Annotated in this window: 14 protein-coding genes; 5 read left to right on the top strand and 9 right to left on the bottom strand. The window is 47.9% G+C overall.

All coding sequences use genetic code 11. The annotated features are described in order from the left end of the window. Window positions 1–67: 67 nt before the first annotated feature. Entirely contained in the window at window positions 68–1,084 is a 1,017-nt protein-coding gene (gene dusA, locus AC27IB_RS22810) for a tRNA dihydrouridine(20/20a) synthase DusA (RefSeq protein ID WP_487123858.1), read from the bottom strand. 558 nt (window positions 1,085–1,642) lie between these two features. Here dusA and AC27IB_RS22805 point away from each other — a divergent pair. Both AC27IB_RS22805 and AC27IB_RS22800 read left to right on the top strand, forming a co-directional pair. Beyond that, a complete protein-coding gene (locus tag AC27IB_RS22805) occupies window positions 1,643–2,674 on the top strand; it encodes a type IV toxin-antitoxin system AbiEi family antitoxin (protein WP_487123856.1) in 1,032 nt (343 codons plus the stop codon). Beyond that, window positions 2,658–3,518, top strand: a complete 861-nt coding sequence (locus AC27IB_RS22800) for a nucleotidyl transferase AbiEii/AbiGii toxin family protein (RefSeq protein WP_487123854.1) — start codon at window positions 2,658–2,660, stop codon at window positions 3,516–3,518. The genes AC27IB_RS22805 and AC27IB_RS22800 overlap by 17 nt, the downstream gene beginning before the upstream one ends. A 353-nt stretch (window positions 3,519–3,871) precedes the next feature. Here the strand turns inward: AC27IB_RS22800 and AC27IB_RS22795 are convergent, their stop codons facing one another. The 7 genes from AC27IB_RS22795 to AC27IB_RS22765 all read right to left on the bottom strand — a co-directional run bounded on the left by AC27IB_RS22795 (window position 3,872) and on the right by AC27IB_RS22765 (window position 14,505). Then, complete coding sequence (locus AC27IB_RS22795; RefSeq protein WP_487123852.1) at window positions 3,872–5,431, bottom strand: tryptophan halogenase family protein; 1,560 nt, start codon at window positions 5,429–5,431, stop codon at window positions 3,872–3,874. After that, the gene (locus tag AC27IB_RS22790) at window positions 5,428–6,987 is read right to left on the bottom strand and encodes a tryptophan halogenase family protein (protein ID WP_487123850.1); all 1,560 of its coding nucleotides are present in this window, start codon (window positions 6,985–6,987) and stop codon (window positions 5,428–5,430) included. The genes AC27IB_RS22795 and AC27IB_RS22790 overlap by 4 nt, the downstream gene beginning before the upstream one ends. A gap of 52 nt (window positions 6,988–7,039) precedes the next feature. Further along, on the bottom strand, window positions 7,040–10,069 hold the full coding sequence (locus AC27IB_RS22785; protein ID WP_487123849.1) for a TonB-dependent receptor: 3,030 nt from the start codon (window positions 10,067–10,069) through the stop codon (window positions 7,040–7,042). Window positions 10,070–10,516: 447 nt separating this feature from the next. Then, entirely contained in the window at window positions 10,517–11,725 is a 1,209-nt protein-coding gene (gene manD, locus AC27IB_RS22780) for a D-mannonate dehydratase ManD (protein ID WP_487123848.1), read from the bottom strand. Window positions 11,726–11,750: 25 nt separating this feature from the next. Then, window positions 11,751–13,037, bottom strand: coding sequence for a TRAP transporter large permease (locus AC27IB_RS22775; RefSeq protein WP_487123846.1), 1,287 nt, complete (start codon window positions 13,035–13,037; stop codon window positions 11,751–11,753). After that, a complete protein-coding gene (locus AC27IB_RS22770) occupies window positions 13,034–13,501 on the bottom strand; it encodes a TRAP transporter small permease (protein ID WP_487123844.1) in 468 nt (155 codons plus the stop codon). Before AC27IB_RS22770 ends, AC27IB_RS22775 begins: the two co-directional genes overlap by 4 nt. Beyond that, window positions 13,498–14,505 carry a C4-dicarboxylate TRAP transporter substrate-binding protein gene (locus tag AC27IB_RS22765; protein ID WP_487123842.1) on the bottom strand — a complete coding sequence of 336 codons (1,008 nt, stop codon included), beginning with the start codon at window positions 14,503–14,505 and terminating at the stop codon, window positions 13,498–13,500. Before AC27IB_RS22765 ends, AC27IB_RS22770 begins: the two co-directional genes overlap by 4 nt. A 375-nt stretch (window positions 14,506–14,880) precedes the next feature. On the opposite strand from AC27IB_RS22765, the gene AC27IB_RS22760 reads away from it, so the two are divergent. Further along, window positions 14,881–15,951, top strand: coding sequence for a glycoside hydrolase family 43 protein (locus AC27IB_RS22760; RefSeq protein ID WP_487123860.1), 1,071 nt, complete (start codon window positions 14,881–14,883; stop codon window positions 15,949–15,951). Between the two features lie 29 nt (window positions 15,952–15,980). After that, on the top strand, window positions 15,981–17,381 hold the full coding sequence (locus AC27IB_RS22755) for a sugar porter family MFS transporter (RefSeq protein ID WP_296052285.1): 1,401 nt from the start codon (window positions 15,981–15,983) through the stop codon (window positions 17,379–17,381). A 169-nt stretch (window positions 17,382–17,550) separates the two neighbouring features. Here AC27IB_RS22755 and AC27IB_RS22750 read toward each other — a convergent pair whose 3' ends face one another. Continuing rightward, the gene (locus AC27IB_RS22750; protein ID WP_487123840.1) at window positions 17,551–18,786 is read right to left on the bottom strand and encodes a pentapeptide repeat-containing protein; all 1,236 of its coding nucleotides are present in this window, start codon (window positions 18,784–18,786) and stop codon (window positions 17,551–17,553) included. Between the two features lie 397 nt (window positions 18,787–19,183). Between AC27IB_RS22750 and AC27IB_RS22745 the strand changes: the two genes are divergently transcribed. Next, a complete protein-coding gene (locus tag AC27IB_RS22745) occupies window positions 19,184–20,278 on the top strand; it encodes an MBL fold metallo-hydrolase (protein WP_487123838.1) in 1,095 nt (364 codons plus the stop codon). Window positions 20,279–20,297 lie beyond the last annotated feature (19 nt).

Raw genomic sequence — 20,297 nt, 5'->3', positions numbered from 1 at the left:
CACCAATTATCGTACAAAAAAGAAGCACACCAACAGTTGGTTAATTTAACCAAACAAGGTTGTGAAATTAACCAACTTCTTTAGTTTGATACTCAATAGCTCTCGATGCCGTTTCCTGCATTGCCGCCAAACCGTTCATCAGTAAGTTAGGATCGGGGTTTTTCCCAGTACCTTTCTGACTAAGGTAGCGTCGCCACACCCTGCCACCCGGTTGACCCTGAAACAGGCCAAGCATATGCCGGGCTGCATGCCAGGGTTTAAAATATGGCGCATCCTGGCGTTCAATATACGCTTGCATTAACCGGACAATCTCGGCGCGGTCCAGCGGCTGCGCACTGTTGCCGTAAAAGCGTTTATCAACCTCTGCCAGAACATAAGGGTTCGAGTAAACTTCGCGCCCCATCATTACGCCATCAACCTGTTTGAGGTGTGCTTCGGCCTGGTCGAGACTGGTGATGCCGCCGTTAATGGAAATATTTAGTTCAGGATGCTGCGATTTTAGCTGGTACACCCGCTCATAGTTGAGTGGTGGGATATCGCGGTTTTCTTTCGGACTAAGTCCCTGTAGCCAGGCTTTTCGGGCATGCACAATAAATGTATCGCAGCCCGCTCCGGCTACCACTTCAATAAATCGACTGAAGTCTTCGTACTCGTCCATATCGTCAATGCCAATCCGGCATTTAACGGTAACCGGAATATCCACTTCAGCCTGCATGGCTTTAACGCAGTCAGCAACCATCTCGGGCTGGGCCATCAAACAAGCACCAAAGCTGCCGTTTTTCACCCGGTCGGAAGGACAGCCAACGTTAATATTCACCTCATCGTAACCATATTCCTGCGACTTCACGGCGCATTTTGTCATGTGATCAGGATCGCTCCCGCCCAGTTGAACCGCTACCGGGTGTTCTTCTGCGTTATAACCCAGATAATCCCCTTTACCAAAAATAATCGCACCGGTGGTAACCATTTCGGTGTACAACAGCGTGTGGCGGGAAATCAGGCGCAAAAAATACCGGCAATGTCTGTCTGTCCAGTCGAGCATTGGGGCGACTGAAATTTTACGATTCAAAGAGATGTCAGGCATAGACTTTAAAACCTTGATTAATATGTAAAAAAGTAAATCTCATCGCATTTTTACCGATTTCAAAATTAGTGACATTTCCGTTGTATTCCGTTGATTTTTACCCTTCAGGTACACAATAGGAATACAAAAATATGGCGTTTTATTCAATCAACAAGCGGCTTCGCGGAGAACGAACCGTATATTCTACTTCTGTAAAGCAGAAAAACAAAGGCAAGATAGTCTTCTCAAAATCTAAAACATTCACTTCACGATCCTCCGCACTGAAGTGGGAACGAGGACTGATATCGCAGCTAGAGGCCGATGAGACAAATTTTACCGCAGGCTACAGGGAGGTGACGTTTGGCTATCTGATTGTTGACTGATCCTTTTTTACCTGGATGATTGTTGGAACATGGACGTCACTTCTTCTCGCTAGACTTAAGCTCAACATTGATAATTGTTCATTTTTAAATACCGTTCAAAATAATTGAACATCTAACAATAATGAACAAAAGCTTGTCATCACGTTCATTTTAGCGCATTGTTCAGTAGTAATGAACATATTCAATAAGTGAACATATGGACACTCTTTTAGCTGAAGCAGCCGAACTGTTAGCCGCAACAACAAACTTAAACGTCACCTACACTTATGACCAAGAAAAGATTGATAGGGGAATCGACGGGCATCTAACTATTACCAACCGACAACAAAAGTATACTTGGGGCGTTGAATTAAAAAATAGACTCACACGTCAAATACTGACAAAGCTCACAACAGGTATAACAATGCTTCAGGATGAAAAAGCGCTCATCATTGCCCCCTACATTAATGAAAATATTGCCGAACTTTGTCGGGAAATGCAGGTAGATTACTTAGATCTCGCGGGAAACGCTCACCTCAATAATCCACCGATTTATATAGACATTCGGGGCCGTAAACCACCGCCAGAGCATCAGATACAACTAACTCGCCAGCTAACAGGTAAGGCTTTCCAGCCTAAAGGGATGAAACTGGTGATGATGCTGTTATTGAAGCCTGAGCTAGTTAATCAGCCAATGCGGGTACTTGCGGAACAAGCTGAAATTGCTTTGGGCACTGTAAAACAAGTTTTAGATGATCTTAAGCAACTTACCTTTATTATCGACAAAGGGAAAAAGGGGGGCGTGCTCAATGAACAAGACCTACTCCTCACACGATGGGTGGATGCTTACCCTCACAACATGGAAGCAAAGCTGAAACAGACTCTCTATGTCGCCCATGATTTAACAGAAATCCGCAATACACCGCTTGAACCCTACGGTGCACTTTGGGGCGGTGAGGTCGCTGCCGACGCTTATACCCATTATCTCAAACCGAAAACCTATCAAATCTACGCAGATGCCGAGGCGCATAAAGCACTGTTAAAAAAATTCAGACTGCGCCGACTACATGCCAATGAAACAGACGTTACCCCAATCAGGGTTGTAGAGCCGCCTGTAGCAATTGAGAAAATTAAAGGTAAGTTACCAGGCTATGCCACGCCTTTGTTGGTCTATGCAGAATTGCTCAATAGCGACGACCCTCGCAACCTCGAAACAGCCAAAAGGATCTACAATGACTATCTCGCTTGATGTCACCAACAAACTGCCAGAAGGACTGGTTGAGGTTTATGGACGAATTCAGCGGGTTGCCATAGCCTTAGACATACCACTACTAATCATAGGTGCGACGGCAAGGGATATCATTTTAGTTCATGGTTATAACGCTGCGATTGAACGTGGTACGCGGGATGTGGATTTCGGCCTGGAAGTGCCGAGTTGGGAACATTACCAAAAAATGCGAGATGCCCTTATTGAATCAGGGTTTACAGCACACCCAAAGAAAACACATCAACTCAATACCACTGACAATGACGGCCTGTCTTGGGAAATCGACCTCATTCCATTTGGAGGCGTCAGTGACGCACACGGTCAGATCACCTGGCCGCCAGAACATGCTTTTCAAATGAGTGTGTTAGGCTTTGATGAAGCATACAAACATGCCTGGGACGTACTCCTAAACAAAGAGCCTGCACTTCGTGTAAAAGTAGCCTCTCCGGCCGGCATCCTGTTACTAAAACTCATCGCCTGGACGGAACGAGGTCGCGAGTACCAGGGAAAGGACGCTATCGATATCTATTACGTCATAAAACACTACAGTAAAATTCCCGACGTATTTGAAGCCCTTTATGAGCGCGATTACATGGAATTACAAGACTATGACGATATGAAAGCCAGTGCAATGATGCTCGCTGATGAGGTCGCTGCTATGGCACACGGCGATACCTTAAACTATATCAGGCAGACTCTGCTAAACAATGAACGAGTATTAGAACGCCTCAAGACAGATACCACTAAGTTCACCCGCGCAGACTTCGATGAAGCAGAGACTCTGATTGAAATAATAAAAGCGCAATTAAATGTAGCAAAAAACTGACGTAGGTTTCTGGTTTTTTCCGTCGATTTCATTACACTCAGGAATACAACGAAAACCACTTTTTTAGAAAATCTTCCTATAAATCAAGACACTTTAAAGTTAGTCCTGACTATCGAGTATAGGCACGACGGACAGTATACGGTTTAAGGGGGTGATAGACACAACCATTACCTCTGCGATTTATATTAAAAAACTAACTTCTGACGTAACCATCAAGCAGATCCATGGCGATGGGGTGCATAGTTTACTTACGAAAAACTGAAAAACAAAGAGGATATGGCTTTAAAGCGTGGCAAAGTTGCGGTTTATGGGGCATAGGGCGTTTATCGCCCTCTTTCCCCTGGCATTGGATTTTAAACCTGTGCAGGAGCCGCGGCACAGTAACGGCGGATAAAAGCCTCGTGGGAGGGCATGGATTCGGCGGTTTTCGCTACTGACATGCGCAGCATTTGCATGTTTTTAAGTAACGCCTGAGCGGGTACACGGTCCACCAGCACATCGTAATTCTCCGGGTAGATGCCTTGCCCCAACATAACAGCCAGCCAGCTGTGGGGCGTAAAAAGATCTTCCGGCGACGGAATTACCCGGCCATTACTACGAAATATTTCCAGCTTGGCGGCCAGCGTATCCGGAATATCCATATGTTTTACGTAGCGCCAGAATTCAGTATCCTCGCGCTCGGTAGCGTTATAGTGAAGCACGATAAAGTCGCGCAGGCGTTCATAATCGGCGGTCATTAATGCATTGTACTGAGCTATCTCTGAGCGGTTACAGCCACGCCCCGGCCATAAATTTACTAATCGCTGGATCCCCATTTGGGTGAGATGAATACTGGTAGATTCCAGCGGCTCGATAAACCCGCCGGCCAGACCGATAGCCACGCAATTCTTTTCCCAGAATGCTTTGCGATGCCCGGTACGAAACTTAAGTGGAAGCGGTTGAGTAACCGGTTCTCCCTCAACGCCCGCAAGTAACTTTCGCAGCGCCTCATCCTGAGTCATAAAGTCACTGCTGTACACATGACCATTTCCTAACCGGTTTTGTAGGGGGATGCGCCAGCGCCAGCCCGCATCATCAGCGGTGGATCTCGTAAACGGGTCGGGTGCGCCGGGTAGTTCTGTTTGCATTGCAATGGCCCGATCGCAGGGTAAATAGTGATGCCAGTCAACAAATTCACTTTGCATCGCACCATCAATCAACAGCGCTTTAAAACCACTGCAATCAACAAACAGGTCGCCTTCCAGAACCTGCCCGCTGTTTAGCGTTACTGATTGTAGCAGGCCCGAATTGTGCTCCTGTTCAACACTGTTAACGATACCTTCAATGCGTTCTACATTGCGTTGCTCGGCATAGCGGCGCAGCATCTTACCATAACGGGCAGAGTCAAAATGATAGGCGTAGCGCATGGTCGATAAGATGGTATCGGCGCCCCCCTGAGGCGGCGCAAATCGCCCTTGCTTAGCCGCTACGGTACACAAATTATAATCGCTGATAACACCCGGTGCTTCGGCAGGAATTTCGCCCTTTGCGGCCATTGTATTTAAGCGCAGCCACAGTTGATGAAAAGAGAACTCGGGTGTGTCGCGCCCGTAAAAACCAAACGGGTGAAAGTAACTTTGGCCTTTTTGATACCAGTCGACAAAGTCGATCCCCAGCTTATAGGTGCCCTGGCATTCACGCAGTAAATCGTGCTCTTTTATGCCAAGGAAATCATTAAATTCCATCAGTGTAGGGATGGTGGCTTCGCCAACCCCGATAACACCAATATCTTCAGATTCCACCAGGGTAATACGGGTATCTGGCGGAGCAATGCGGGCTATAGCGGCGGCGCACATCCAGCCTGAAGTGCCGCCCCCCACAATCACTACACGTTTAACTGCCGGCGTGTTAATGGTGTCAGAAGTCTGCGTCATCGACGGGCCCTCCGCGGCTGAGGTTTAAAACCACTCTGACAAACCTCGTTCACCAGTTCCCGATGGCTGGGAACCGCTCGTTTGGCATTCTCGCTTTGCTGGCGAATGCTGGCAAATTCGTTATGTGCATCATCAAAGAAACGTAACGCGCCTTCACGGGCTGAGATATCGGTTTTGAAGCCCATGCCATAGAGAATATATTGCCAGCTGTTTTCATCAAAAATATCGTGGCTGGCATCAATATCCAGAAACGAAGGGGGCCGGTGACGCCACTGTTCCAGCTTCCCTTTAAGGTACTCAGAGGCCGTGGCCGGATCCTGGTTATCGCGCCAGAACGGAGTATCGTCTCGGTCGGTCAGGTAATAGTGGAGTTTGATAAAGTCTTTTACATGCTCAAAGCGCTTGCTCATAGCCGTATTAAACTGCGTGGCTGAGCGTTCATAATCGCCGGACCACGGGAATAAATTGCACAGCATTAATGCAGCCACCTCAGCAAAACTTATCCCGGTCGCTTCCAGCGGCTCAATAAAGCCTACCGATAAACCGATGCCCACACAGTTTTTATGCCACTGGGTTTTACGATAACCCGGCTCAAATTTAAGCAAACGATGCTGCAGGTTATCGGCCGCGGGCCCGATATGCGCTTTAAGGGTGGCCACTGCGGTGTCTTCATCACAATATTTTGACGAATACACATAACCCAGTCCGCGCCGTTCATGCAAACCGATATCCCAAATCCAGCCAGAGTCCTTGGCGGTCGTATAGGTACAGGATGGGATAGGAGCCCCCGTCTGCTCATAGGGTACCTGCAATGCAACGGCCCGGTCGCAAAACAACTCATCTTTATACGACGTAAACTCCGAACCCAGGGTTTCACCGATTAGCCTTGCTCTAAAGCCAGTGCAATCAATAAACAAATCGGCAGTCAGGTCGCCATGCTTTCTGGCTGTCACTGCCGCAATCGCACCATCTTCATCCAGCTTCACATCGTCAATGGTATCGATAAGCCGTTTAACGCCCATTTCCATGGCCCGGCTACGGACTAAAGCCGCCAGCTTGGTCGCATCAAAATGGTAAGCATAATTAAGTGGTGCTTCGTAATTGGGATGTGTAATTAGCTTGGGCGCCAGTTTTGCTTCCACCGCGCGTTCCTGTACGGTACAGCATTCAGACCAGGGCACATCCCCGGCCACGCCTAACAGCCAATAAGGCAGCAAATCCATATCAGTATGCTGCGAAGCAACCTGAAAGGGGTGAAAATAGCTGTCATTCGGGTCGTCAGCGGGATTTTTCTTCCAGTTATTAAAACGGATGCCCTGTTTGAACGTGGCATCCGCGTGTTTAATTAAATCGCTCTCATCCAGGCCAATGCGGCCCATGGTTTTACGAATGATAGGAAAGGTACCCTCGCCTACGCCGAGGATACCAATTTCTTCAGATTCGACCAGAGTGATTGATACGCCGCCAGGGGTGTCTGCTGCCAGCATCCGCGCCATGTACGCTGCGGTTATCCAGCCTGCGGTCCCACCGCCAACGATCAATACACTCTTTCTCATCTTACATTTACCTTTTATTTACAACTTGGTTTGAACCATCTCAACACCCTGCTTAGAAGTCAAATCCTACGTGCAGACTGATACGACGGTCGGTAATAAATACCGCCCGGTCAACAAAGCGGCCATCGAGAATTTCCATCTCAGTGCGTTGTTCTGCATCAGTCAGGTTTTGCACATTGAGCTTAACGTTAACGGAGTCGGTAACCCGATAAGACACACTGGCATCCAGCCGTCCGATGGCCGCCGCGTATACAGGCAGGCCGGTTTGGATATCAGCTCCGGTAAACGGGTCGGTGTATACGACAGTTGTTCCCGAGTCGTTGGTGGTAGTCAGGTAACGATCCCGCCAGTTATAGGCCAGGCGCGCACTTAAATCACCTTTATCGTAAAGCAGGGTGGCTGAGTAAGACCACTCCGACAGCCCGATGACCGGCACACTCAACTCATCACCGTTAATATCCAGCGCAAAAGCATTCGGGGCATCGTTATCAATGTATGTGATGTTGGCGTCCACACCAAAGCCACTCATCCAGCCAGGCAGATCATCGAAGTAGGTTCTGCCACCTAACTCGAAACCGCTGATAATGGTATCTTCTTCAGCGTTAAAGTTGGTTCGGCTTTGTACAGGCCCGTCGAGGAAGGAACTTCCACTGCCGTCGGTAAACGCAGACTGCGGATAGTTGTCTTCATTAAAGTACTCGGCCCCCGGCCCAGAGAAGTTATTGAACGTGATATAATTTTCAATGGTTTTATGGAATAGCGATACATGCACCGAAGCGCCTTTACGCGGATACCACTCCACCGACACATCATGGTTAATGGCAATTTCGGGCTCCAGGAACGGGTTACCCGAGGTGTTGGTGTAGCCCGAGAAGATGGCCGGAATCGATACATCATCATCCGGATACAAGGCGTCGAGATCCTGGTTAATCACATTCTCGGTAGTCTGTACCGAGGCAATGCCCTGGGCCCGGATGTCCGGATAACGCGGTGGCGTTAGGGTTTTGGTAAACGCGTAGCGTACAATCCAGTTCTCAACCGGTTCAAACTTGATGTTGAAAGATGGCAGGAAGTAATCTTTAGTTAACTCACCCAAACGCTCGGTTTCAAAGCCAACACTCTCACGTGTAAACGGTGGCTGTACTCCTTCGTTGGCTTCCTGCCAGGCAAGGATATTAGACAATCCACCCATGGCCTCCACCGACGCCTGTGCATCAGCAACACTTGCGTAGTAACGGGCACCGCCATTGAATGCAAAGTTACCCATGCTCTCAATATCATAATTCACCCAGCGTACACCGAAGTTACCGGTAAAGTTAGACCAGAACGAATCGCCGTAATTCTCGAAACCCACCATGGCATATAGCGACTGGGTTTTATGCTTGGTGTCATAGAACGACGGACGCTGATCAAAGTTACGGTTTGGCGGATTGCCGTAAATATAGTTACTCGCTTCCGGATCGCTACACTGATAATACAGATCTGGTCCACAAGCGGTATAAGTGTTGTAGACACGCGCAAACTGGTCGGCAGAATTGATTTGGTCGGTACCTACCCACACTGCGCCTGGCGCCTGCACATCACCTTTAAAGAAGTCGGAGAATTCTTCTAAGTAGAAATCACCTTCCGGTGCCGTATCAACAAAAGCTCTGGGTACACCATTCCAGTTACGGCCGGTTGCCGACCACCAGGTACCTACGAAACTGTCGGATTCTTCACGGTCTGCTACGCGACCACCCACAGCGACTTTACGGAAGAAATCATGTTCGAGATAGAAACTGGCATCAAGTTGGAACGCGTGCGCATCGCCCTCGTTTTCCATATCCAGCCAGTTGATCCGCGACATACCGGTATCGGCTGGATCAGTCGACAGCGGGTTACCATAGGAGACGTTAGGAATATCACCTGACAAGTCGATGTTGGTTTCAATGATATTACTCAGCACTGCGCCGCCAAGGCTGTATTTGCCCGAGCGCGATTCAGCTTTGACGTACTGATAACTGCCGCTTAAATCCCAGTAATCAGACTCGTATTCAAAACCAAAGCTATGATCGGCTGTTTTACTAAAGCCAGGCGTAAAGCTCGAGTTCATTGCCACTGGCAACCCTGACGTAAGATTAGTGCTCGAAATTGCACCGCTAACAAAAACGTCATCGTTAAACTGGGCACCATCGAGCACGCCCACCGGTGCACCCGGCTCGGTAGTCATAATTTGACTATGACGATTACTTTCACGTTCAGAAATAAAGGTAGTGTGGAAAAACTCCAGGTTTTCGCTAGGTTTCCACTGTAACGCTGCATAGTAACCGGTCCGCTCACGTTCAAACTGATCCTGGGTAAAGCGCACACCGGCTGGTGCATACACACGTTCACCACCATACTGAGTCGCAAGATATGGAGGCATAATGATATTGCTGTCGTGAGAGGCTATTTTTGAGTAGCCCATATTGAATAGCGCACCAAACTCACCGTAATCGGTTTCCCAACGGTCTGAGATTAAACCGGAATACGCCGGGGTTAATTCTTCAGAGAAGTCGCCGTAATCTGCCGTTACTGAGCCATTGGCTTTAAAACCTTCAAAGTCAAAAGGCATACGGGTTTGCAGGTTAACCGTACCGGCAACACCGCCTTCAATCAGGTCCGCCCGGCTGGCTTTATATACGGTTACCGCTTTTAACAGCTCTGGCCCTACGTCAGCCCAGCTTAGCCCCGAACCACCGTTAGCAGAGAATACTTCGCGGCCGTTGATCAGGGTTTTGGATTTATTTAAGCCGCGTACCTGAATACCTGAACCTTCAAAAGCGAAGCCATCCGGTGAGCCTTCACTCCCCGCTCTTACCCGGTTCATTGTAACGCCCGGTGAGCGCTCAAGAATTTCAAGTAACGAAGTGCTGGGGACTTTACCCGCTTCATCAAGTACGATGGAATCACCAATGGTATCGGCATTCTTCTTCAAATCGATGGCACTTTCTAATGACTGACGCTGACCGGTAACAGAGATAACCTCTACGGCACTGTTATCTTCGTCATCCTGGTTTTGATCTACCGCCTCTTGCGCCATTACCGCGGTGGTACACGACATAATTGCAGCGGCAAGGATAGACTTTTTAAACCGCGGGTATGACTCCCCAGTCATTAAGCCGTATTGCTCGCTTGGTGAATTTAAATTTCTGCTCTTTGATTTAGGCATTTGTAGCAGCCCTCCGGTTTCAGTGATTCTCAGCCTTTAATGAGGCAACTGTGAATTTACAATCGAGTTCGCAATCGAGTGTCAGAGTTTCCTGTGTACAACTCATTCCGGAGGGTATTATTAACTTATTATATTAACATTAAATTTACGTTTATTGGTAAGCCCATTGCTTTTGCTTAAATACTATTCGTAAAAAATACCTTATAAAATAATCATGTAAGCAAGGAGTTACCTCAGGTTGTTAATTCTCCCTGATAGGCCCTCACATTGCCGATATTTAACCTTTCATTAACCCTGCGGTTATTCTGGCCGCTTACCGGTTCGACTCAGGATACGGTGTTACCAATGCCAAAGCGTGCCATCCTCCAGGCGGTTAACCGGCAGCGCAGCCCGCTTGTACGGATATTTAGCCGCCAGTTTTTCATCGATATCCACGCCATGGCCTGGCGCTTCACCCGGCGTAAAGAATCCACGCTCAAATTGGTAATCAAAACTGAATACCGACTCCATTAATTCGCTATGGGGCATGTGTTCCTGAATACCAAAATTAGGCACCCAGTAATCAAAATGAAGCGCGGCCCCCATGCATACCGGAGACAGATCGGTCGCACCATGAAAGCCGGTACGTATATGGTAGAGGGCCGCTAAATCTGCTATCCGGCGCATTTGCGTAATGCCGCCGGCATGCACCAGCGTAGAACGAATGTAGTCAATCGACTGATTCAGGATAAGGTCTTTACAGTCGTGAATAGAATTAAAGACTTCTCCCACCGCCAGTGGCGTTGTGGTGTGCTGGCGAATCAGCTCAAAGCCCTGCTGGTTTTCAGCCGGCACCGCATCTTCCATCCAGAACAAATGGTAAGGCTCCAGCTCTTTGCCTAACCGCGCCGCTTCAATGGGCGTTAAGCGGTGATGCACATCATGCAGCAGGTGTATTTCTTCGCCATACTGACGACGTACTTCACTGAACAGGTGCGGCACAAAATTAAGATACTTTTCAGTAGACCACACCGCTTCGGAAGGCAGTGCGGCATCTGCAGGTTCGTATTTTTTACCGTCTTTGGCAACGCCGTAAGTGCTGGCCATGCCGGGGATGCCTGACTGTACGCGCACAGCCTGATACCCCTGATCGATAGCTTCTCCCACCGCTTCGAGCGTAGAGGCTAAATCACTGCCGTTAGCATGGGTGTAAGTCATGATTCGGTCGCGACTTCGTCCGCCCAGTAACTGATACAACGGCAAACCAGCCACCTTACCTTTGATGTCCCAAAGTGCCATATCAACGGCCGCCAGGGCTGTCATGCCCACAGGCCCTCGTCGCCAGTAAGCACCCCGGTAAAAGAACTGCCAGATATCCTCAATCCGGGCCGGATCCTTACCGATTAACGCCGGGACCAGGTAATCTTCAAGATAGCTGACTACGGCTTTTTCCCGGCCATTAAGCGTAGCGTCGCCAATGCCATATACCCCTTCGTCGGTAACAATTTTAAGGGTAACGAAGTTGCGACCGGGTGAACAAACAATCACATAAGCGTCGGTAATTTTCATAGTAATGTCTCATCTTAAAGCCAGGTTAAGGCGTGGCATAAACATAATCGGGTAAAAACAGCACCAGGTCGGGCAGCAGCGCAAGCAGTAACAAAACCACCAGCACGGTGAGATAAAATGGCCAGACATGGCGAATAAACTGGGTGATAGAGCAATCCATAATGTTGCACACGGTGTACATGGCAATCCCTACCGGCGGTGTAGTGCCACCAAACGTAACAACCAACACCAGTAAAATGCCAAAGTGAACCGGGTCGATACCCACACTTTGTATAACCGGCACCAGAATAGGGGTTAGCAGCAGTACGGTGATGGTGCCTTCCATTAACGTGCCGATAATCAGCAGCAACGCCAGACATATCATAAGCACCAGCAGCGGCGACTGCGTTAAGGCAGACACGCTTTGCGCCAGTTCAACAGGCAGTTGCTGAAATGCAATCACGTAACCGACCGTTCCGGCGGCCAGTACTATCAGCATGATCATGCCAATATCCCGCACGCTTTCGTTTAACGCCCGGTAGAGTTGTGCGAACGTTAATTCACCATAGGCAAACAGCCCGACTACAACGGCATACACTACGGCGAAAGCCCCGGCCTCCGACGGTGTGAAAATTCCCCATCGAATGGTAACAATCAGTAGTACCGGAAATAACAGCGCCCACTTGCAGCGACCCGCTGCGTGTATAACCTCCTTGAATGCCGGGGCCAATTGCGTTTCGGAATCGCCCAACTGCTGACTGCGGGCTACCCAGCGCACACATAACATTAAAGCGATTGTTAGCAAGGCGCCGGGTAATAAGCCGGCAATGAACAGTTTACCAATCGACACATTACCCATATAACCATAAAGGATCAGGCCGATACTCGGTGGAATACAGGCGGTGATCAGCGCACTCACCGTGATAATGGCGGCACTGAAACCCCGTGGTAATCCGGAAGCTTCCATGGGCTGGCCGAGAATACGAGCCTGCATAGCCGCATCGGCAATGGCAGAACCCGACACGCCGCCCATCAGAGCACTAAGCACAATAGTGACATGTGCCAGGCCGCCACTGATCCAACACACCAGCAGATTGGCAAAACTAATGAGTCTCGAAGTGATCCCCGAAGCGTTCATAATGTGTCCTGCGAGGATAAAAAACGGCACCGCCAGCAACGGAAAGCTCTGACTGCTCGATACCATTCGCTGCACTGCCACAAGCACCGGTAACGAATCGTTCATAACAAAAAACAGCAGGCCGCTGGCCATCAGACTAAACGCGAGAGGCACCCCGGCTAACAGTAAAACCAGAAACACCAGGAGCATCATCATTGCGCTTTCTCCCCGGTGATGGAATACCATTGCAACCAGCTTCTTTCAAGGACTGTTAGCAACATTAAGCCGGCGCCTACGGGTAGCGCCAGAGCAACGTAGCGATAGGGAATGGGAGTACTGCCCAGTGTACGTTGTGGATTGAGATTAAACAGTAAGATTCCGTAAAATACGATAACCGCCAGCACCCCGGCCATGATCAGTAACACCAGGCCGGATAACCTCTGCTGCCAGTGAGCGGGCAGGTATTGGGTGGCAATATCTACCGTGGCATGTTGTGCATGCTTTAGGGTTTGATTTGCGCCGAGCATACACAGCCAGGCAAACAGCAGCTGGGCAACATCTACCGACCAGATAATCGGTAATCCCGCAGTGCGCATGACCGCCGCGGTAAACACCAGCACTACAATGGCGGACAACAACGCAATGCATACCAGGCGTTCACACTTATCCAGGTATTTCATTGGCCCGCTCCCTCATTCAGCATAGCGCGAACCTCCTTACGCAACTGGCTGTATCCCAGCTTTTTGTAGACCGACTCGGTAGCCTGCATAAATGGCGCAATAGCAGGCGTTGAAATACTTACGCCGGCTGCCTCCAGGGCCGCTTCAATGTCGCTTTCCGCTGAAAGTACCTGCGCGCTGGCATACTCGCCGGCGGTAGCAGCCGCGTTGATAATGATCTCCTGCTCAAAAGGCGACAAGCGGTTAAACCAGTCATCGCTGGTCACCAGACCGGAGATGAGTTGAATGTGGCCGGTTTTACTCACATGACTAATGACTTCATACAGCCTTGCGCCCCATACCGCGGCAAGCTGGGCTTCACCGGCGTCAATAACGCGCTGTTGCAATGCGCTGTATACTTCAGACCAGCTCAAAGGGGTTGGCGTTGCCCCCATCGCCTCAATAGTACTTATCCATACCGGCGCACTGATAGTGCGTAGTCTTACTCCGTTTAAATCCTCAGGCTGAGCCACCGGCTGCTGGGTTAGCAAATGCCTTGCGCCCTGCCACCAGTTAAATGCCAGCACGCGTAAGCCGGCATTTTGCTGTAGGTTGCTATTCCATTGCTGAAACAGATCTGAGCCAACCAATTGCTGTAGTTCGGTGAGATTATTCACCAGATACGGGGCGCCGAGGATCCCCATTTCGTGGGCATAAACAGACAGTCGCCCGCCATCCACCAACACCGCAATACCGGCACCGGCCATCGCCTGCTCAAGAATGTCATCATCGTTACCGAGCTGCGAACCAATAAACAGGTTTACCGTAAGCGAACCATCGCTTTGAGTTTCAACCAGCTGTTTGAAACGCAGCAGGCCCTGGTACATCGGATCACTGCTGCTCAGTGACGTCACCACATTTAATGATGCCACTTTTTCTGACCCCGCATCCGCATTACTACCGGTAGCAAAAAAGGCCAACAACAGGCCGAAAATCAAATTGTGCAGACGATGCTTAATCACCATACATTAACTTAAATTACTTCATAAAGGGGTCAGGGTAGCGCTGGCGGGTAACAGGCAACATTGTCATTTTTCACATTCCAGCAACGTTTTTTGGGTGTACCGAAAAATCACAAAAAAAGCCATCAATTAGCAACATGTTATTTCAAAAAGATTTTTTTGCTTCATCAAAAAATACACCGCAGTATAGGCACTCACCATTGTGAAATTTATGTTATTCATTACCGCTTTATCTTTTTATCGTTTCACAGCCTGTTAACATTGCCGATTGCCATCAGTCGCTGCATTATTTGACCCTGAATTTTAATCACTGACCGGGAGCGTATTGTGACGTTTCAACCAAAATATTCACTGACCTTTTCTGCGTTGTTGTCAGCCATGGTGCTAACAGCGTGTCAGCCACAACAACAAAATGTTGAAGCCCAGAGCACTCAGGCTCAAGCTGAGCCTCAAGCACAACCAAAAGTAAAAAGCGGTCTTGCTGAGCCGCTGGTAAAACACATTTATACCGCTGACCCCTCAGCTCATGTGTTTAACGGCCGTTTGTATATCTACCCTTCTCATGATGTTGAATCTGGTATCGAACAGAATGACAACGGCGATCATTTTGATATGCGCGACTATCATATTCTGAGCATGGACGAAGTGGGCGGCGAGGTAACCGACCATGGCGTAGCATTATCAGTGAAAGATATTCCGTGGGCCGGACGCCAGTTATGGGCGCCGGATGCCGCCGAAAAAGACGGCAAGTACTATTTGTATTTCCCGCTAAAAGACAAGAACGACGTGTTTCATATTGGCGCAGCAATCAGCGATACACCTGAAGGCCCATTCACGCCGGAAGCAAAACCAATTGCTGACAGCTACAGCATGGATCCCGCCGTGTTTAAAGATGACGACGGCGAGTACTACATGTACTTCGGTGGCATTTGGGGTGGCCAGTTACAACGCTACGAAGGCGGTACGTATAACCCCGAAGATGTTTACCCCGCCGATGATGCAACCGCAGTAAAACCGCGTATCGCCAAAATGGCAGATGACATGCTTTCTTATGCCGAAACGCCGAAAGAAATTGAGTTACTGGATAAAGACGGCACGCCTATTTTGCAGGGTGATAACAACAGACGCTTCTTTGAAGCGGCCTGGGTTCATAAGTATCAGGGTAAATATTACTTCTCTTACTCCACCGGTGATACCCATAAAATTGTTTATGCTACCGGCGACAATCCTTACGGCCCATTTACCTACCAAGGCGTGATCCTGCAGCCAGTAGAAGGCTGGACTAACCATCACTCAATCGCCAAATTCAAGGGTAAATGGTACCTGTTCTATCACGACAGCTCCTTATCCGGCGGTCAAACGCATTTACGCAGCGTAAAAATGACCGAACTTACCTATAACGCGGATGGCAGCATCGTTACCATCGATCCTTACCTGGAGCAGAAGTAATGCTTGAATCAACGGCAACACCGGCATCGATGGATAGTCCATCCGGCGAAAATATCGGCTTTGTTATCTTTATCAGTATTGTGGCCACCATTGGCGGGTTTCTGTTTGGCTTCGACAGTGGGGTGATTAACGGTACGGTTGATGGCTTGCAGCAGGCTTTTAATTCCGCCAGTGCAGGCACCGGGTTTAATGTGTCGAGCATGCTCCTTGGTTGTGCGGTAGGGGCATTTTTTGCAGGCCGCTTTGCCGACAAGTACGGCCGCCGTGCACTACTGATTGTGTCATCCGTCCTGTTTATCATCAGTGCCTGGGGTTCAGGCGTGGCGACCTCATCCTTTGAGTTTGTTATTTACCGTGTTCTGGGCGGCCTTGCGGTGGGTGCTGCCTCAGTAATGGCGCCCGCCTATATCTCAGAAGTCTCGCCGGCGCGTTATCGCGGAATGCTCACCAGCATTCAGCAAATTGCCATTATCAGTGGCCTGTTTGCGGCTTTTTTAAGTAACTATATGCTGGCTGGTGAAGCCGCCGGGTCAACCAATGCGCTATGGCTAAACTACGAGGCCTGGCGCTGGATGTTTTGGATTGAGCTTATCCCGGCAACTCTGTTTTTCGTGATGCTGTGGTTTATTCCGGAGAGTCCGCGCTTTTTGGTATCCAGCAATAAAACCGAGCGCGCTCAGCGGGTCCTCGCACGTTTGCTGGGTGAAGACGCTGCCACGCGCAAGCTCAATGAGATCCAACAATCGCTGGCCGACGATCACCGTCCTCAGCTTAAAGACTTAATCGACAAAAACACCACTAAGGTTCGCCCCATTGTTTGGGTAGGTCTGGGCCTGGCCGCATTCCAGCAACTTGTTGGTATTAACGTAGTGTTTTACTACGGTGCGGTACTCTGGCAAGCGGTTGGCTTTTCCGAATCGGATGCTCTGCTAATCAATGTATTAAGCGGTGCCATCAGTATTGCTGCTTGCGTGCTGACCTTGCTAGTTATCGATAAAATCGGCCGTAAACCACTGCTTAAGTGGGGCTCTATTGGTATGACTATCACCCTTGGCGTGATGGTTGTGGCCTTTTTAAATGCCTCACAAGGGCCAGACGGAAAGCTGATTCTGGGCGACTGGGGCACTACCGCACTGGTAGCTGCAAACCTGTATGTGTTTTTCTTTAATATGTCCTGGGGCCCGGTAATGTGGGTAATGCTGGGAGAAATGTTCCCCAATCAGATCCGTGGTTCAGGCCTTGCAGTAAGCGGCCTGGTGCAATGGACTTCCAACTTCCTGATCACCATTACTTTCCCAATGCTACTAGCCGGTATTGGCTTAGGCGGCGCTTACGGTATTTATGCCATTTTCGCCTTCCTGTCAGTAATCTTTGTGGTGAAGTTTGTTAACGAAACCAAAGGCAAAGAGCTGGAGCAAATGCAGGGATAAACAAAATCACACCCACACTATACTCATAATAAAACGTCACCACTTGCCAGCGCTTAGTCGCTGGCTTTTTTATGATTTTTATCTATAAAAGCGGAGCAGTCGATGTTAGAGAGCGTTATGCTTTTCGACTGACTTTATCAAACGTGACAAGGCAACGAGTAATAATGTTCTAAACTGAAGAACATCCCTCAACAGTGACAGCAGAAATATTTGAAATCAATGAGTTAGACCAAGCTTTATATGCCTCTTCAAACTGCTCTTTGTCAAAACCTGCTTTACTGTCAGCTCTGTATATAAGGGGCTCAGCCAATATTGATTCAAATACACCACATTCAATATTGAAATCTGAAATGAGTAACATGGGTAAGTTGAAGGCACTAGCAATTCCTGCCTCAGTGTGGATCCATGGTGACGTTAGGTATGAATTCTCAGCTTTTTCCTGCTTTAAATTCTCGTCCCACCATCTATAAGTTTTGTTGTACGCTTTGTATTGCTTAAAGCCAAATAACACGACACCATGGCAACCATTTATAACTCTTTTTATTTCGGAAAGAATACCAAAATCTTGATAGTCATTAACTTCCAGCACACATAAAGTATATCCATCCTTTTCAAGGTAATTACAAACAAGGCTATAGACTACTTCCTGCTCAATACTCATTTTCCCTGGTTTGCTAATAAAAACATTTTTGTTTCTACTATCATCATAAATCCCAGTTCTATTCGTATCTATCTCTCTAAAGATGCCATTCTCGTCTAATTTACTACGGATTAGGTAAGGAATATTTCTTGCGTCGGTAAAATTTGCTCCTTCGAATTTTGCCCCCTTAAATTTTATACCTTTTAAATCAGATTCCATAAAGTTTGCATCTCGAAAGTCGCCTTCTGATAAGACTGTTTCTTGAAGTCTTGCTTGATAAAAGACGGCGTGTTGTGAATCGCATTTTTTTAACGATGCAAATGAAAGATCTGCGTTAAAAAAATCGGCAGACGTTAAGTTGGCGTTGCTTAAATAAGCATTCTGGAGATTTGTTCTTTGTAAATCTGTTCCTTGCAACGATGGTGCATACTTTAAGTTATCTGCGAGTATTTTCTGAAAATCTCCTCTTTTTTCTTTTCTCAGGAGACTAGCAATCACGTCAATAGATTCTTTGGCATATGGAGTTTTCCCAACTCCTAGTTCACTTTTAGGATCAAAAAAACGTCTCAATAAAATTGCTGAAGCATATTTTTCAGCTTCGTTTTCTGAACCGAGCTTATTAACTATTGATTCAAATGCCGACTTTATTGAGTCAACTTTTCCTTTCTGAAAATGCATTTTTAAATACTTTATGCATATTCCACCAAAAGCCATAATTGCAAGTGCTATTGCGAGTAACGAGTCAAGACCGCTAATTACTTCCATTTAAACCTCAAAAACAACTAGTAAATTTCATTATTTAACTTTTCTAATGAGCTACTCACTCAGGTAGTTCAAATTAATACTTCACTCAACGAATTTGCAGATATGCACAGTAGTCTAAACGTATTCTTTCGCAATGTCGTTCAGCTTTACTATTTTTAGAATAGCTACCACATACCAATCGACCACAATTAACATTCAAAAAATGGTCTTAGCATCGTTTTTATTACTATCATCTTTCGTTTCTTCAAATAAACGTCACATTCATTATGGGCGATTGCAGTTTTGAAAATTCACTATCCTTCTACCGCCGTTAAGTTTGTTTACAACTTTTTGCGTTTTTCGCAGGCCATGAGTTGGTAAACTTACCTTTGGAACATTTGAAGGGAACTTAGCATCAGTGAAGTACATCGCTTTTTCGCTTGCCTCAGCGCTTGCGCTTTGTATTGCAGCCTGTAGCAGCAATAACCAGACAGAACGATTAACACCGCCCGATTCAGTGGTGAAATATTCCAGCATGGAAGGCTATCAGGACCGTTTTATTAATTTGTTTCCCAAATTTAAAGACTACCCGGTAACCTGCAGCGAAGACTGCTACCAGCCCAGTGATCTTCTGGTGTGTAATGAGCCTATGGAACAGTGCACTTATACCGGTGATTCAATGCCGTTATCGCTCAACACCGGGTATACGGTTAAATGGTATGGTCACGCCAGCTTTCGCATCACCACTCCGGATAACCAACAGTTCCTGTTCGACCCGGTATTTAATCAGTTTGACTGGCCGGTAAACTGGGCTTTTCGCCTGTCGGCTGGCTTTAATCGTAATGAACCGGAGCGGCCCTCGGATTCGGTGCTTAATGCAACCGATGCGGTACTGTATTCGCACATACATTACGACCATTTTAGCAAAGGCGATATCCAGGCATTCTCTGCCGGTACGGCCTTTTTAACGCCTTTAGGATTTGCGGAGCACTTTCCCGGTGGTGATTTTAACATTACCGAAATGGCCTGGTATGCCAGTAAACCGCTGGGCAAAATGAACGTGCATTTTGTCCCCGGCCATCACTTTAGCAACCGGATTCTGGTGCCTTATTTGTATGAAGACGAAAACAAAACCTTGTGGGGCGGCTGGCTGCTTGAACACGAGGGCAATACATTATTCTTTGCCGGCGACACCGGTTATTCGCCCCACTTTAAACAGATAAGAGAAAAATACGGGGAGATTGACGTGTGCTTGCTGCCCATTGCTTCCTATTTCAGCGCGGAATCACCAGCCTTTTACCGAAAAGTGCATATGACCCCGGAAGATGCTCTTATCGCAGCAAAAGAGCTTAATTGCAAAGTGATGGTGCCTTGGGGTTATGGCAATAACAGCTGGAAGATGGGCGATAAAACCTCTCACTCAGCCCTATTCCGACTGCTTACCATGCATGAGCGTTTAGCTTCAGATATTCCCTTACACATCCTCAACGAAGGGGAACAGGTTAGCTTCTAAAAGTAGATAAAGAGATAAA

The sequence above is a fragment of the Alteromonas sp. 4NH20-0104 genome, from assembly GCF_057547795.1.
The sequence above is the reverse complement of the archived record's forward strand: the minus strand, read 5'-3'. Positions and strand labels throughout refer to the sequence as shown.